Below are 15,516 nucleotides of genomic sequence, written 5' to 3' on the forward strand. Positions count from 1 at the left end.
AAGTCGATGCTGCTCGTGATGCTGATTCGGCCGCGCTCGCGAAGTGCTTAGGAGCGCGCAAACGCGGCCGGATCAGCCGCGAACTCCAAACGAAGTCCGCGCTTGAGGGAAGCGCGTGCGCTTCCCGTGTGCCGCCGTGCTTACTTGCCGAGCAAATGCGCGACGCCGTCGCGCTCTTCGAGCAGTTCGTTCAGCGTGCCGTCCATCTTCTCGCGCGAGAACGCGTCGATTTCCAAGCCTTCCACGCGCTTGTACTCGCCGTTTTCGCACGTGACGGGCACGCCGTAGATGATGTCTTCCGGAATGCCGTACGAGCCGTCCGACGGAATGCCCATGGTGACCCACTTGCCGTTGGTGCCGAGCACCCAGTCACGCACGTGGTCGATTGCCGCGTTAGCCGCCGATGCCGCCGACGACAGGCCGCGCGCCTCGATGATCGCAGCGCCGCGCTTGCCGACGGTCGGGATGAACGTGTTGCGGTTCCATTCGTCGTCATTGATCAGCTTGGTCAGGCTCTCGCCTTCGGCCGTCGCGAAGCGGAAGTCCGGGTACATGGTCGGCGAGTGGTTGCCCCACACGGCGAGCTTTTCGATCGACGCGACCGGCTTGCCCGACTTGGCCGCGAGTTGCGACAGCGCGCGGTTGTGGTCGAGACGCAGCATGGCGGTGAAATTCTTCTTCGGCAGGTCCGGCGCCGACTTCATCGCGATGTAGGCGTTCGTGTTGGCCGGATTGCCGACGACCAGCACCTTCACGTCGCGGCTCGCGACTTCGTTCAGCGCCTTGCCCTGAACCGTGAAGATTTCGGCGTTGGCCGAGAGCAGGTCCTTGCGCTCCATGCCCTTCGAACGCGGACGCGCGCCGACGAGCAGCGCGATGTCGGCGTCCTTGAACGCGACCTTGGGATCGTCCGTGACGACGACGCCTGCGAGCAGCGGGAACGCGCAGTCTTCGAGTTCCATCACGACGCCCTTCACGGCGGCTTGCGCTTGCGGCAGATCGAGCAGCTGAAGAATCACGGGCTGGTCTTTGCCGAGCAGATCGCCGTTGGCGATGCGGAACAGCAGCGAGTAGCCGATTTGACCTGCGGCGCCGGTGACGGCAACGCGCTTTGCGGACTTAGCCATTGAAACTCTCCTGGACGGTGCGTGGAACGCTAGGGAAAAACGCCATTTTATGCGCGTTACGCAAAGCGTTGATGATGTCATGCCGGACATGCCGCCCGCGGATAGCTGAGAGCTTTCCGCCACGCGGGCTGCGCACGACGCAAGGTTCGGCGCTGGCCCGCATGGCTGCGTGGCGGCATGACCGTCATGCCATGAATCCTTCGGTGAGCGGAAAGCGTGCGGGACTGCGCGCAAAGGCGCGTTTTCGCTAGAGTCTGACGGCAAGCGCCCATTCGAGACGGCGCTGGACGTTGCGAGGCGGTAGGCAGGCAGCGGCGCGCGAATCGTGTGGCCGATCGGCGTAAGGCGGAAGCGAAAGGGCGTGCCTGGCGGTTTGTGGCGTGGAACCGGCGTGTTCCCGGCGACGGCTTTTCCGGCGAAACCCGCTGGAAAACCTGCGCCGAACGAACGTTTTCCGGACCGCGCGACGACCCGCAAACCCTTGCTCGACAAGGAGTGTAGGATTGCCGGAAGGCAAAGTCAACACTATCTTATGTCTTATATAAGACATAGGAGAGCGCGCGAAAATGTGGACGCGCTGCGGGCCTTTGTGTTGAAATGCGCGGCATGAATTCCAACGCGCCAAACTCGGCGGGCACGCCCTCACAGAACGGTAGCGCACAAGCGGCCGAGCCCGCGGGCGCGCCGTCGCCGACGTTCAGCCCGCTGTATCAGCAAATCAAGGCGCTCATCACGCAGGGCCTCGAATCCGGCGAATGGAAGCCGGGCGAGATCATCCCGAGCGAGGTCGAACTGGCCGCACGCTATAAGGTGAGCCAGGGTACGGTCCGCAAGGCCATCGACGAACTGGCCGCCGACAATCTTCTCGTTCGTCGTCAGGGGAAAGGCACGTTCGTTGCGACGCACAGCGAAGATCGCGTGCAATTCCGCTTCCTGCGCCTTCTGCCCGACGATGGCGACATCCATCCACATGTCAGCCGCCTGCTCGAATGCCGACGCCTGCGCGCGCCCGCCGAAATCGCGCGCCAGCTCGATCTCAAGCCCGCCGATCCGGTCGTTCTTATCAAGCGTTTGTTGCAATTCGATGGCGTCACCACCGTTCTGGACGAAATCTGGCTGCCGGGCGCCGTGTTTCGCGGACTGACGGCGGAGCGGCTTGCCGACTATAAAGGCCCGCTTTACGCCATGTTCGAAACCGAATTCGGCACGCGCATGATTCGCGCATCGGAGAAGATCCGCGCAGTCGCGGCTGAGGAGCCGGTTGCGCAATTGCTGGATGTTCAACCGGGTTTTCCGTTGTTGTCGGTCGAGCGGATTTCGTACACCTACGGCGATCGCCCGGTGGAAGTGCGGCGCGGCTGGTATGTGACGACCGGCTATTACTATCAGAACGACTTGAGTTGAGTGCGCGGGCTTGGGTCGATTTGTCCGCATGGTTGTAAGCGGCCCGGCAAGGGCATACGAGGGCGCTATTTTCGCGTGGGCGGCAACAGTCTCTTGGGCCGCTTTTCGCTGCGGTGCGAAATCAAAAGGCGCTAAAATCGCGGGTTAGTGTAATAACAAGTTGGGGTCTAGCATGGCTGAAGCCGTAAAAAAACCAAGGCCCGAGTACCGGAACATCGGGCTTGGACAGATCGCGAAGTATCGCTTGCCGTGGGCGGGCAAGGTGTCCATTCTGCATCGCATCAGCGGTCTGTTGCTCTTCATCGCGCTGCCCTTTCTGCTGTATCTGCTCGACCAGAGCCTCACGTCCGAGATCAGCTTCGACTCGTTCAAGGGCTTTCTCGCGCACCCCATCGTCAAGATCATCACGCTCGTGCTGTCGTGGGCGTATCTGCATCACTTCTGCGCGGGTATTCGCTTTCTCGTGCTCGACATGCACGTGGCCGTTAACAAGGAAGGCGGGCGTCAGACCGCCATCGCGGTACTGGTCGTGTCGCTCGTGCTGACGCTTGCCGTCGCGCTGAAACTTTTCGGAGCCTTCTAACATGGGAACGCAAAACCGGGTCGGCCCGAAGCGCCTCGTCGTGGGCGCGCATTACGGCACAGGCGAATGGCTCGCGCAACGCGTGACCGCCGTCGCCGTGGCGGTGTACACGCTCTTGCTGCTCGTGCTCTTTTTCGGCGCGCATAACTTTTCTTACGAAGGCTGGGCCGGCATCTTCGCGATGCAGTGGATGAAGCTCGCCACCTTCGTCGCCTTGCTCTCGCTCTTCTATCACGCGTGGGTCGGCATGCGCGACATCTGGATGGATTACGTGAAGCCCGTCGGATTGCGCCTGGGTCTGCTGGTGCTGACGGTCCTCTGGCTTCTCGGATGCGCCGGCTACGCTGCACAGATTCTCTGGAGAGTTTAAAGAACATGGCTGCAATCAAGACTTCCTTGCCGCGTCGGCGCTTCGACGTGGTGATCGTGGGCGCGGGCGGATCGGGCATGCGCGCGTCGCTGCAGCTCGCGCGCGCGGGCCTGTCCGTCGCGGTGCTCTCCAAGGTGTTTCCGACGCGCTCGCATACGGTGGCCGCGCAAGGCGGCATCGGCGCATCGCTCGGCAACATGAGCGAGGACAACTGGCACTATCACTTTTACGACACGATCAAAGGCTCCGACTGGCTCGGCGATCAGGACGCCATCGAGTTCATGTGCCGCGAAGCGCCGAATGCCGTATATGAACTTGAACACATGGGCATGCCGTTCGACCGCAATCCGGACGGCACCATCTATCAGCGCCCGTTCGGCGGCCATACCGCGAACTACGGCGAGAAGCCCGTGCAACGCGCCTGTGCCGCGGCTGACCGCACCGGCCACGCGCTTTTGCACACGCTGTATCAGCAGAACGTCGCGGCCAAGACGCACTTCTTCGTCGAGTGGATGGCGCTGGACCTGATCCGCGACGCCGACGGCGACGTGCTCGGCGTGACCGCGCTCGAAATGGAAACGGGCGACGTCTACATCCTCGAAGGCAAGACGACGCTGTTCGCCACGGGCGGCGCGGGTCGCATCTTCGCGGCATCGACCAATGCGTTCATCAATACGGGCGATGGCCTCGGCATGGCCGCGCGCTCCGGCATCGCGCTGCAGGACATGGAGTTCTGGCAGTTCCACCCGACGGGCGTGGCGGGCGCGGGCGTGCTGATTACCGAAGGCGTGCGCGGCGAAGGCGGCATTCTGCGCAATTCGAACGGCGACCGCTTCATGGAACGCTACGCGCCGACGCTCAAAGACCTCGCGCCGCGTGACTTCGTTTCGCGTTCGATGGACCAGGAGATCAAGGAAGGCCGCGGCGTCGGTCCGAACAAGGATCACGTGCTGCTGGACCTGTCGCACATCGGCGCCGAGACGATCATGAAGCGTCTGCCGTCGATTCGCGAGATCGCGCTCAAGTTCGCCAACGTGGACTGCATCAAAGAGCCGATTCCCGTGGTGCCCACCATCCACTATCAGATGGGCGGCATTCCGACGAACATGCACGGGCAAGTCGTCGGTACGGCCAAGGGTTATGACGATCCGGTCAACGGTTTCTATGCAGTGGGCGAATGCTCGTGCGTCTCGGTGCACGGCGCGAACCGTCTGGGCACGAACTCGCTGCTGGACCTCGTCGTGTTCGGCCGCGCGGCGGGCAATCACATCATCAAGCACGCGCAGGAGATGAAGGAGCACAAGCCGCTGCCGGCCGATGCCGCCGACTTCGCGATGGAACGTCTCGCGGTGCTCGAGAAGTCGTCTTCGGGCGAATACACGCAGCACATCGCCAACGACATTCGCGCGACGATGCAGTCGCACGCGGGCGTGTTCCGCACCTCGAAGCTCTTGGAAGAGGGCGTGGGCAAGATCGCGGAATTGGCCGAGCGCGTGAAGCACGTGCATCTGAAGGACAAGTCGAAGGTGTTCAACACCGCGAAGGTCGAGGCGCTGGAGCTGGCGAATCTGATCGAAGTGGCGCGCGCGACGATGGTCTCGGCCGAAGCGCGCAAGGAAAGCCGCGGCGCACATGCGCATAGCGACTACGAGCATCGCGATGACGAGAACTGGATGCGTCATACGCTGTGGTTCAGCGAAGGCAATCGCCTCGACTACAAGCCGGTGCAGATGAAGCCGCTGACGGTCGAATCGGTGCCGCCGAAGGCGCGTACCTTCTAAGCAAGGGCAAGGATAGCGAAAATGGCAAAGAGAATTTTTGAGGTCTACCGGTACGATCCGGACAAGGACGCCGCGCCGCGCATGCAGAGCTACGAGCTCGATCTGACGCATGAGCGCATGTTGCTGGATGCGCTGGTGAAGCTGAAAGAAGTCGATGAAACGCTGTCGTTCCGTCGCTCGTGCCGCGAGGGCGTGTGCGGATCGGACGCGATGAACATCAACGGCAAGAACGGGCTCGCGTGTCTGACGAACCTGAACGACTTGCCGCAGCGCATCGTGCTGCGTCCGCTGCCGGGGCTGCCGGTGGTGCGCGATCTGATCTGCGACTTCACGCAGTTCTTCAACCAGTATCACTCAATCAAGCCGTATCTGATCAACGACACGCCGCCGCCGGAGAAGGAGCGTTTGCAGTCGCCGGTCGAGCGTGACGAGCTGGACGGCCTTTACGAGTGCATTCTGTGCGCAAGCTGCTCGACGTCGTGCCCGAGCTTCTGGTGGAATCCGGACAAGTTCGTGGGTCCGGCGGGCTTGTTGCAGGCGTATCGCTTTATCGCCGATAGCCGCGATCAGGCAACCGGCGAGCGGCTCGATAACCTGGAAGACCCGTATCGCCTGTTCCGCTGCCACACCATCATGAACTGCGTCGATGTGTGCCCGAAGGGACTCAACCCGACGAAGGCCATCGGCAAGATCAGGGAAATGTTGGTGCGGCGGGCGGTTTGACAAAGGACGATGACATGGTCGACAAGCAAGACGACTCGCATCAGTCCGACCCTCTTCGCCGTGCGCGTCTTCGCTGGCGCGCGCGGCGCGGCTTGCTGGAAAACGATCTGATCTTCGAGCGTTTTTTCAGCCGATATGAGCATGACCTCAGTGACGCCGACGTGGCCGCTTTGACCCGCCTGCTCGAGCTGAGCGACAACGAACTGATGGACCTGCTGCTCGCGCGCACGGAACCGGAAGGCGATCTCGCCACGCCGGACGTCATGCGCCTGCTGCAGTGGCTGCGTTCAGTGTGATTTCGGCAGGAATCCCGGGAGTTTTGCACAATACGCGCAGGAACCGGGCCGAAAGCCACGCAACGACCGGCTTGAACACTCGCGGCTACCGTAAAGCGTTGCCGCGCAGCTTCCGTCGTGCAAATTATCGAAAACCTGTATCCATACTTCGATTGAGGATGTGCTATGACCCCGTCAGATGTTAAAGCCACGCTATCGTTCAGCGACAACTCGCCGAGCGTCGAAATGCCGATTTACAAGGGCACCATGGGCCCGGACGTGATCGACATCCGCAAGTTGTACGGGCAGACCGGCAAGTTCACGTATGACCCGGGCTTCATGTCGACGGCGGCGTGTAATTCCGCCATCACGTATATCGACGGCGACAAGGGCGAGCTGCTGTATCGCGGCTACCCGATCGAGCAACTGGCTGTGAACGCCGACTTCCTCGAAACCTGCTACCTGCTGCTGAAGGGCGAACTGCCGAACGCCGCGCAGAACAAGGAATTCGTGGACACGGTCACGCGTCACACGATGGTGCACGAGCAGATGCACTTCTTCTTCCGCGGCTTCCGTCGCGATGCGCACCCGATGGCCGTGCTGACGGCCGCAGTCGGCGCGCTGTCGGCGTTCTATCACGATTCGTTGAACATCAACGACCCGCGTCATCGCGAAGTCTCCGCGATCCGCATGATCGCGAAGCTGCCGACGCTTGTCGCGATGGCGTACAAGTTCAGCATCGGCCAGCCGTTCGTGTATCCGCGCAACGAGCTGTCGTACAGCGCGAACTTCATGCACATGATGTTCTCGAACCCGTGCGAAGAGTACAAGGTCAACGACGTGCTCGTGCGCGCGCTCGACCGCATCCTGATTCTGCACGCGGACCACGAGCAGAACGCGTCGACGTCGACGGTGCGTCTCGCGGGCTCGTCGGGCGCGAATCCGTTCGCGTGTATCGCGGCCGGTATCGCGTGTCTGTGGGGCCCGGCGCACGGCGGTGCGAACGAAGCCGCGCTGAACATGCTCGAAGAGATCGGCTCGGTCGAGAATATTCCCGAGTTCATCAAGCAGGTGAAGGACAAGAATTCGGGCGTGAAGCTGATGGGCTTCGGCCACCGCGTCTACAAGAACTACGATCCGCGCGCGAAGCTCATGCGCGAAACGTGCCACGAAGTGCTGAACGAACTGGGCCTGCACGACGACCCGCTGTTCAAGCTCGCGATGGAACTGGAAAAGATCGCGCTGGAAGACGAATACTTCGTGTCGCGCAAGTTGTACCCGAACGTCGATTTCTACTCGGGCATCGTGCAGCGCGCGCTCGGCATTCCGACGTCGATGTTCACCTGCATCTTCGCGATGGCGCGCACCGTCGGCTGGATCGCGCAGTGGAACGAGATGATCGCCGATCCCGAGCAGAAGATCGGCCGTCCGCGTCAGCTGTTCATCGGCCAGACGCCGCGTCAGGCGAAGCCGCTCAATCAGCGGTAAGCCGATTCACGGTTAAGGTAGCCTTGAAGGCCCCGGCGGGCGACTGCCGGGGCCTTTTGCATTTTCATTAGCGGCTGTCGAGGCACGGAAAACGACATCAGACGATGCTATAATCCATGCTTACTTGATTGAGGAGAGCCGCCATGCGTACGACTATCGCACTGGACGATGACTTGCTGGCAAAAGCTCAGGCTTATACAGGTCTGACGGAAAAATCCGCGCTCGTGCGTGAGGCACTGAAGGCGCTCGTGCAACGCGAGGCGGCTCGGCGACTCGCGACTCTTGGCGGCAGTCAGCCGGGCATTGAAGGTGCTCCCCGTCGTCGCCAGGGGAAAGAATGATTCTCGTCGACACCTCAGTGTGGATCGACCACTTCAACGCATCAGAACCTCTGCTCGTAAACCTGCTCGGCGAGGAGCGCGTGCTTGCTCACCCGTTCGTCATCGCGGAGATCGCGCTCGGCAGCCTGCGCGATCGGAACGGCGTTCTAGGCGCGCTAAATGACCTGCCGGTTGCGCTTGTCGCGACCCCCGAAGAAGTGTCCTTTCTCATTGAGCGGCAACGGCTCTTCAATCGGGGGATCGGATATGTCGATACGTCGCTCTTGGCGTCCGCTCAATTGCGGCCGGGCGTAAAGATCTGGACGCGCGATAAGCGCTTGCACAAAGTCGCGGAAGAGCTCGGCGTCAATGCAGTGCTTGAACATTGACGGCAGGAAAACGGTAGGCTGGTAGCGCTCATCCGGGTACTGATACCACTACCATAACCTACTGTTTTCTATAGGTTTTTTGCCGTAGCCTAGTACCAAATGAGCGCGAAGAAGTGGCATAATCGTCCAACAAGCTGCCGACGAAGCGAAGCAGCGTCACCCCGCAGTCATCTGAGAAGCGCTCATCATGTCCCAGACTCTCTACGACAAGTTGTGGAACTCGCACGTCATCCACACGGAAGAGGACGGCACCTCGATCCTCTACATCGACCGTCATCTGCTGCATGAAGTGACGAGCCCGCAAGCCTTCGAAGGGCTGAAGCTGCATCAGCGTCCCGTCTGGCGCATTAGCGCGAATCTGGCCGTGTCCGATCACAACGTGCCGACCACCGACCGCTCGCAAGGCATCGCTGATCCGGTGTCGAAGTTGCAAGTCGACACGCTCGACGCCAATTGCGACGAGTTCGGCATCACGCAGTTCAAGATGAACGACTTGCGTCAGGGCATCGTGCATATCATCGGGCCGGAGCAGGGCGCGACCTTGCCGGGCATGACCATCGTCTGCGGCGACTCGCACACGTCCACGCACGGCGCGTTCGGCGCCCTCGCGCATGGCATTGGCACGTCGGAAGTCGAGCACGTGCTCGCCACGCAAACGCTGCTGCAAAAGAAGAGCAAGAACATGCTCGTCAAGGTGGAAGGTCCGCTGCCGCGTGGTTGCACCGGCAAGGACATCGCGCTCGCGGTCATCGGCAAGATCGGCACGGCGGGCGGCACGGGCTACGCGGTCGAATTCGGCGGGTCCACCATTCGTGCGCTCAGCATGGAAGGCCGCATGACCGTCTGCAACATGGCGATCGAAGCGGGGGCGCGCGCGGGCATGGTCGCCGTCGATGACACAACCATCAACTATCTCAAGGATCGTCCGTATTCGCCGCAGGGCGTCGAGTGGAATCAGGCAGTCGAGTATTGGCGCACGCTCAAGTCGGACCCGGACGCGCACTTCGATCGCGTCGTGGAGATCAACGCCGCCGAGATCGTGCCGCAAGTGACGTGGGGCACGTCGCCTGAAATGGTGACTTCCATCGACGGCCGCGTGCCCGATCCCGAGCGCGAGAAAGACCCGGTCAAGCGCGACGCCATGGAGCGCGCGCTGCAGTACATGGCGTTGCAGCCGAACACGCCGATCGAATCGATCAAGCCGGACAAGATTTTTATCGGCTCGTGCACGAACGCGCGTATCGAAGACCTGCGCGCGGCCGCCTTCGTGGTGAAGTCGCTCGGCAAGCGCGTGGCGTCGAACATCCGCACGGCGATGGTCGTGCCGGGCTCGGGTCTCGTGAAGGCGCAGGCCGAGCGCGAAGGGCTCGACAAGATCTTCACCAACGCCGGTTTCGAGTGGCGTGAGCCGGGCTGTTCCATGTGTCTCGCGATGAACGCCGACCGTCTGGAGCCGGGCGAACGCTGCGCATCGACGTCGAATCGCAATTTCGAAGGACGTCAGGGCGCGGGCGGGCGCACGCATCTAGTCAGCCCGGCAATGGCTGCTGCGGCGGCCATCGAAGGGCACTTCGTCGACGTGCGCAAGCTCGCGTAACTCAACGGGACACTGAGACAGATCATGGAAAAATTCACCGTGCATAGCGGCCTTGTCGCGCCGCTGGACCGCGAGAACGTCGATACCGACGCGATCATCCCGAAGCAGTTTCTGAAATCGATCAAGCGCACCGGCTTCGGCCCGAACGCGTTCGACGAATGGCGTTATCTCGACGTCGGCCAGCCCGGTCAGGACAACAGCAAACGCCCCCTGAATCCCGATTTCGTGCTGAACCAGCCGCGTTATCAGGGCGCGTCGATTCTGCTCGCGCGCCAGAACTTCGGCTGCGGCAGTTCGCGCGAGCATGCGCCGTGGGCGCTGGAGCAGTACGGTTTCCGCGCGATCATCGCGCCGAGCTTCGCGGACATCTTCTATAACAACTGCTTCAAGAACGGCTTGCTGCCGGTCGTGCTGTCGGAGCAGCAGGTCGACAAGCTCTTCAACGAGACATACGCGTTCGTCGGCTTCAAGCTGACCATCGACCTCGAAGCGCAAGTCGTGCGCACCGGCGACGGCACCGAGTACGCGTTCGACGTGCCCGGCTTTCGCAAGTACTGTCTGCTGAACGGTTTCGACGACATCGGTCTCACGCTGCGCCACGCGGACAAGATCAAGCAGTTCGAAGCGGAGCGGCTCGCGAAGCAGCCGTGGCTGAACAATCGCGTCATCGGATAAACGAAACACGCACACGTAGAAGGAAGCGACATGAAGATTGCAGTGCTCCCCGGCGACGGGATCGGCCCGGAAATCACGGCTGAAGCGGTCAAGGTGCTGAACGCGCTCGGCGAAAAGTTCGAGCTGGAAGAGGCGCCTGTCGGCGGCGCGGGTTACGAGGCGAAGGGTCATCCGCTGCCCGACGAGACGCTCGCGCTCGCCAAGGAAGCCGACGCGATTCTCTTCGGCGCGGTCGGCGACTGGAAGTACGACTCGCTCGAGCGCGCGCTGCGCCCGGAACAAGCCATTCTCGGCCTGCGCAAGCATCTGCAACTTTTCGCGAACTTCCGTCCGGCGATCTGCTATCCGCAACTGACGGCCGCTTCGTCGCTGAAGGCGGAAATCGTGTCGGGGCTCGACATCCTGATCGTGCGCGAGCTGAACGGCGATATTTACTTCGGCCAGCCGCGCGGCGTGCGGCAAGCGCCGGACGGCCCGTTCGAAGGCGCGCGCGAAGGTTTCGACACGATGCGCTATTCGGAGCCCGAGGTGCGCCGTATCGCGCACGTCGCGTTTCAGGCTGCGCAAAAGCGCCAGAAGAAGCTGACGAGCGTGGACAAGGCCAACGTGCTGGAAACGTCGCAACTGTGGCGCGACACGATTATCGACGTCGCGAAGGAATACGCGGACGTGGAGCTGTCGCACATGTATGTGGACAACGCGGCGATGCAGCTCGTCAAGGCGCCGAAGGCATTCGACGTGGTCGTGACCGGCAATATGTTCGGCGACATTCTGTCCGACGAGGCCGCGATGCTGACCGGCTCCATCGGCATGCTGCCGTCGGCGTCGCTCGACAAGAACAACAAGGGTCTGTACGAGCCGTCGCACGGTTCCGCGCCGGACATCGCGGGCAAGGGGGTGGCCAATCCGCTCGCGACTATTCTGTCCGCCGCGATGATGCTGCGCTATTCGCTCGGCAAGACGGAACAGGCGGATCGCATCGAAAACGCGGTGAAGAAGGTGCTGGAGCAAGGCTACCGCACGGGCGATATCGCGACGCAGGACGGACGGACCGTCGGCACGAAGGAAATGGGCGACGCGGTGCTCGCGGCGCTGTAGTATCCGACTCGGGATCGTCCCAATCGGTACAGTTGACGCGCGATCAGCGGCAATTTCGCCGGAAAGACGGTACTTCCGACGAAAACGCCGCGTTTCGTGTATATTCTTTAGTCATGGCGAAGAACTCTCAATTCTCTACGGATTGCATCGGCCGCGGCATCGACGCTCGCGCGAGCCGGCTCGCCATCGTCACGCGCATCGACGGCACCGCCATCATTGGCGCTATCGGCACGTCGAAAACGCGCATTACGAAACTCTCCATCAAAGCGATCACGATTCGCTGATCGTCCCTCGTGTCCGAGCGTCTTCCCCGCGCGGCCACGCCGGGTAAGGATGCGGGGAAGCCTCAACAAATAAGGTTAGTCATGAACGTAGGTCTCGTGGGTTGGCGCGGCATGGTCGGCAGCGTGCTGATGCAGCGCATGCAGCAGGAAGGCGATTTCGACCTGATCGAACCGGTGTTTTTCAGCACCAGCAATGCGGGCGGCAACGCGCCGTCGTTCGCCAAAAACGAGACGAAGCTCAAAGACGCGACGAGCATCGACGACCTGAAGAAGTGCGACGCCATCATCACCTGCCAGGGCGGCGACTACACGAACGACGTGTATCCGAAGCTGCGCGCGGCGGGCTGGAAGGGCTACTGGATCGACGCGGCCTCGGCGCTGCGCATGAAGGACGACGCGGTCATCATTCTCGATCCGGTGAACCTCGACGTCATCAAGGATTCGCTCGTCAAGGGCGGGCGCGATTTTATCGGCGGCAACTGCACGGTTAGCCTGATGCTGATGGCGTTGGGCGGCCTCTTCCGCGAAAACCTCATCGACTGGATGACGGCCATGACGTATCAGGCCGCATCGGGCGCGGGCGCGCAGAACATGCGCGAACTGCTGTCGCAGATGGGCGCGCTCAACGCGTCGGTGGCGGGCGATCTCGCGAATCCGTCGTCGGCCATTCTGGATATCGACCGCAAGGTGCTCGCCACGATGAACAGCGACGCCATGCCGACCGACCATTTCGGCGTGCCGCTCGCCGGCTCGCTGATTCCGTGGATCGACAAGGATCTCGGCAACGGCATGTCGAAGGAAGAGTGGAAGGGCGGCGCGGAAACCAACAAGATTCTCGGCAAGCCTGCGATGGGCCAGCCGGGGTCCATTCCGGTCGATGGCCTCTGCGTGCGCATCGGCGCGATGCGCTGCCACTCGCAGGCGCTGACCATCAAGCTGAAGAAGGACGTGCCGCTCGACGAGGTCAACGGCATTCTCGCCTCGGCGAACGACTGGGTGAAGGTCGTGCCGAACGAGCGCGAAGCGTCGATGCGCGATCTGTCGCCGGCTGTCGTCACCGGCACGCTGACGGTTCCGGTCGGCCGGCTGCGCAAGCTGGCAATGGGCGGCGAATATCTGTCGGCGTTCACCGTCGGCGACCAGTTGCTGTGGGGCGCGGCAGAGCCGTTGCGCCGCATGCTTCGCATTCTTCTGGACAAGTAAAGTAAACTACGCGCCTGAGAGCGCGGACCTCGTACAGAAAGCGTCGCGTTATCGCGGCGCTTTTTGTTTTGTGCAGCCGCTTTTTTGGGACTGCGAGCGAATCGGCCAGCTGTACGATTGCCGGTGCGCGTCAGTCCGCGTTTTTGTTTCAACTTTCGCCGTACTCTGGAGCCTCAATGATTCGACGACCCCGCCGGTCCTTCATCCCGTCATCGCGCGCGGCATTGGCCGCAGCAAGCGTCGCCATGAGCGCGGCGCTCTGGACGAACTCCGGCGCGGCGCTCGCGCAGGCGAGCGGCGCGGCAGCCGATGCAGGCGCATCGTCCGCGTCCGTCTCTGCGGACGCTCCTGTGCAGCGGTACGCCGTCAAGCCAGGCCAGTCGCTCAGCGACATTGCGGGCGAGCTGACCGGCTCGAAGGAGCGGGCCGTAAGGGAGAAGATGGCGCGCGCCCTCTTCGATGCGAACCCGAACGCGTTCGCCGGTCACGACATCAACCGGCTGAAGCTGGGCGCGGTGCTGAACGTGCCGGGTACGGATTCAGGCGCAGCATCCGCCGGCGCCGCTGCTTCGGCGCCTGCGCCGCAGGCCGTTCAGCAAAACGCGCCCGTGGCGAATCCTGCCAGCGCGGCACAGGCGGCGCCGGGCGCCGACACTGCGTCCGCGGCATCCGCCGTCGAACCGGCCGCGAGTGAGCCGGCCTCTGCTTCGGCCGCTTTGCAGGCGCCGGAGCCAGCGCCCGCCGTCGCGCCGGTAACGAGCGCGCCCACGCACGAGACCGCGCCACAAGCCCGCACGGGTTTCGATCCGAAGCTGATCGCGTTGGTGCTCGCGGTTCTTGCCGTCCTGCTGTTCTTCGTGCTCCGGCGCAACAAACGCCGCGCAGAAGGCGGCGCCGAAGCGCAGGCCCGCCAGCAGCCCGCGGCGCCGGTTAGCGCGCCTGTCCCGCCGCGTCCCGAATCGGCAGCCAATCTAGAAGGCACGGCCGTCGAGCGCGATCAATCCGAACTGAACGCCGTGGCCGCCAGCCTCGAAAGTTACGAGGCGGCTCAGTCCTTCGCCGCGCCATCCGAAGACGACGCACCTGACTCCGTCGAAGCGCGCGAAACGCACGCTGACCATCCGAATCGCACGGAACCGAGCGCGCCGTTCATTCCGAATCCGCCTGCTGCGGCCCACGCTGCGTTTGTTCCGCCGCTTTCACATGCGGGAATGTCGGACGCGGAAGCGCACGAAGCGCATGCACGGGAAGTTGCCGCCCGCGAAGCCGCCGCGCGTGAAGCCGAGAAATGGGAGGCCGAGGAGCGGGAAGCCGCGGCACGGCAGGCCGCCGCGCGAGAAGCCGAGGAGCGCGAAGTCCGCGCGCGCGAAGCAGCCGCGCGCGAAGCATTGGAGCGTGAATCGGCCGGACGCGATGAGGCGTCGCGTGAGGCCGCCGCACAGGAAGCACAGGCGCTCGAGGCCCGCGAGGCGGCTGCGCGGGAGATCATTGCGCGCGAAGCGGAGTTGCGCCAGGCGCAGGCGCTCGCCGCCCAGCAGCACGCGGCGGAGGAGCGCGCAGCGGAGCAGCGCGCCGTCGAAGAGCAAGCCGCACGCGACGCGCACGAGCATGAAGTAGCGTCCGACGACGAGCCGTCGTCCGGGGATCGTTTCCCGATGCCGAAGTTTCCGACGGAAGCCGTGCAGGCGCTCGACTCGCTGGACATGAGCCTGCCGCCGCGCATGGATCTGACGCTTGCGCCGCCTTCCGACGATCACGCTGCCCACGAAGTGCCCGCGTCGGCCGGCCACGAGCCGTTCGTTCCGCAGCCGATTGCCGAGCCCGATGCGGCGCACGAGGCGCAGGCTTTTGCACTGCCATCCGTCGCCGACGAAGTGCAGTCGTCCGCTGCGGCGCAAATCGAAGCGGGGACCGCCGGTGCGCCGGCGGTCGCTGGGCTGGGGGCGACGCAGTTCGGGCCGCTGAGCCTCGACTTCAATCTCGACCTGCCGTCGAGCCAGACGGAACCGCTGCCCGCGCTGACCGCCGCCCAGCTGGCGACGATTGCGCGTAATAAGCTTGAATTGGCTGTCGAATACATCGAATTAGGCGATCTTTCGGGTGCGCGCACGTTGCTGCAGGAAGTCATCGCGTCCAACGATCAAGCGACGCGCCAGCAAGCGGCCGGCTTGCTGTCGACGCTCGCGCCGCATTCCTGAT

Annotated in this window: 16 protein-coding genes; 15 read left to right on the forward strand and 1 reads right to left on the reverse strand. The window is 63.0% G+C overall.

What is annotated here, in order from left to right:
• Window positions 1-140 precede the first annotated feature (140 nt).
• The gene (locus tag P9239_RS04490) at window positions 141-1,127 is read right to left on the reverse strand and encodes a malate dehydrogenase (protein ID WP_309749279.1); all 987 of its coding nucleotides are present in this window, start codon (window positions 1,125-1,127) and stop codon (window positions 141-143) included.
• A gap of 597 nt (window positions 1,128-1,724) precedes the next feature.
• Between P9239_RS04490 and P9239_RS04495 the strand changes: the two genes are divergently transcribed.
• The 15 genes from P9239_RS04495 to P9239_RS04565 all read left to right on the forward strand — a co-directional run bounded on the left by P9239_RS04495 (window position 1,725) and on the right by P9239_RS04565 (window position 15,515).
• The gene (locus tag P9239_RS04495) at window positions 1,725-2,531 is read left to right on the forward strand and encodes a GntR family transcriptional regulator (RefSeq protein WP_309749280.1); all 807 of its coding nucleotides are present in this window, start codon (window positions 1,725-1,727) and stop codon (window positions 2,529-2,531) included.
• A 172-nt stretch (window positions 2,532-2,703) separates the two neighbouring features.
• Window positions 2,704-3,114, forward strand: coding sequence for a succinate dehydrogenase, cytochrome b556 subunit (gene sdhC / locus P9239_RS04500; protein ID WP_309749281.1), 411 nt, complete (start codon window positions 2,704-2,706; stop codon window positions 3,112-3,114).
• A 1-nt stretch (window position 3,115) separates the two neighbouring features.
• Entirely contained in the window at window positions 3,116-3,484 is a 369-nt protein-coding gene (gene sdhD / locus P9239_RS04505) for a succinate dehydrogenase, hydrophobic membrane anchor protein (protein WP_244849780.1), read from the forward strand.
• Between the two features lie 5 nt (window positions 3,485-3,489).
• Entirely contained in the window at window positions 3,490-5,265 is a 1,776-nt protein-coding gene (gene sdhA, locus P9239_RS04510; protein WP_309749282.1) for a succinate dehydrogenase flavoprotein subunit, read from the forward strand.
• Window positions 5,266-5,286: 21 nt separating this feature from the next.
• Window positions 5,287-5,988, forward strand: a complete 702-nt coding sequence (locus P9239_RS04515) for a succinate dehydrogenase iron-sulfur subunit (protein ID WP_309749283.1) — start codon at window positions 5,287-5,289, stop codon at window positions 5,986-5,988.
• 14 nt (window positions 5,989-6,002) lie between these two features.
• Window positions 6,003-6,284, forward strand: coding sequence for a succinate dehydrogenase assembly factor 2 (locus P9239_RS04520; protein WP_175940910.1), 282 nt, complete (start codon window positions 6,003-6,005; stop codon window positions 6,282-6,284).
• Between the two features lie 165 nt (window positions 6,285-6,449).
• Window positions 6,450-7,751, forward strand: a complete 1,302-nt coding sequence (gltA, locus tag P9239_RS04525) for a citrate synthase (protein ID WP_309749284.1) — start codon at window positions 6,450-6,452, stop codon at window positions 7,749-7,751.
• 143 nt (window positions 7,752-7,894) lie between these two features.
• Window positions 7,895-8,092, forward strand: coding sequence for a type II toxin-antitoxin system VapB family antitoxin (locus tag P9239_RS04530; protein WP_309749285.1), 198 nt, complete (start codon window positions 7,895-7,897; stop codon window positions 8,090-8,092).
• Entirely contained in the window at window positions 8,089-8,460 is a 372-nt protein-coding gene (locus P9239_RS04535) for a type II toxin-antitoxin system VapC family toxin (RefSeq protein ID WP_309749286.1), read from the forward strand. Before P9239_RS04530 ends, P9239_RS04535 begins: the two co-directional genes overlap by 4 nt.
• 187 nt (window positions 8,461-8,647) lie before the next feature.
• Entirely contained in the window at window positions 8,648-10,057 is a 1,410-nt protein-coding gene (gene leuC, locus P9239_RS04540; RefSeq protein ID WP_309749287.1) for a 3-isopropylmalate dehydratase large subunit, read from the forward strand.
• 24 nt (window positions 10,058-10,081) lie between these two features.
• Window positions 10,082-10,732, forward strand: coding sequence for a 3-isopropylmalate dehydratase small subunit (gene leuD / locus P9239_RS04545; protein WP_309749288.1), 651 nt, complete (start codon window positions 10,082-10,084; stop codon window positions 10,730-10,732).
• A gap of 30 nt (window positions 10,733-10,762) precedes the next feature.
• Window positions 10,763-11,830, forward strand: coding sequence for a 3-isopropylmalate dehydrogenase (gene leuB, locus P9239_RS04550; protein WP_309749289.1), 1,068 nt, complete (start codon window positions 10,763-10,765; stop codon window positions 11,828-11,830).
• 32 nt (window positions 11,831-11,862) lie between these two features.
• A complete protein-coding gene (locus tag P9239_RS04555; protein WP_309749290.1) occupies window positions 11,863-12,114 on the forward strand; it encodes a hypothetical protein in 252 nt (83 codons plus the stop codon).
• An 81-nt stretch (window positions 12,115-12,195) separates the two neighbouring features.
• Window positions 12,196-13,317 (forward strand): aspartate-semialdehyde dehydrogenase, encoded by a 1,122-nt coding sequence (gene asd / locus P9239_RS04560; RefSeq protein ID WP_309749291.1) that lies wholly within the window; start codon window positions 12,196-12,198, stop codon window positions 13,315-13,317.
• 176 nt (window positions 13,318-13,493) lie between these two features.
• Window positions 13,494-15,515: a FimV/HubP family polar landmark protein gene (locus P9239_RS04565; protein WP_309749292.1), complete on the forward strand. Its 2,022-nt coding sequence runs from the start codon at window positions 13,494-13,496 to the stop codon at window positions 15,513-15,515.
• Window position 15,516 lies beyond the last annotated feature (1 nt).

Origin of the sequence: Caballeronia sp. LZ062 (assembly GCF_031450785.1) — a bacterium.
Lineage (GTDB): Bacteria > Pseudomonadota > Gammaproteobacteria > Burkholderiales > Burkholderiaceae > Caballeronia.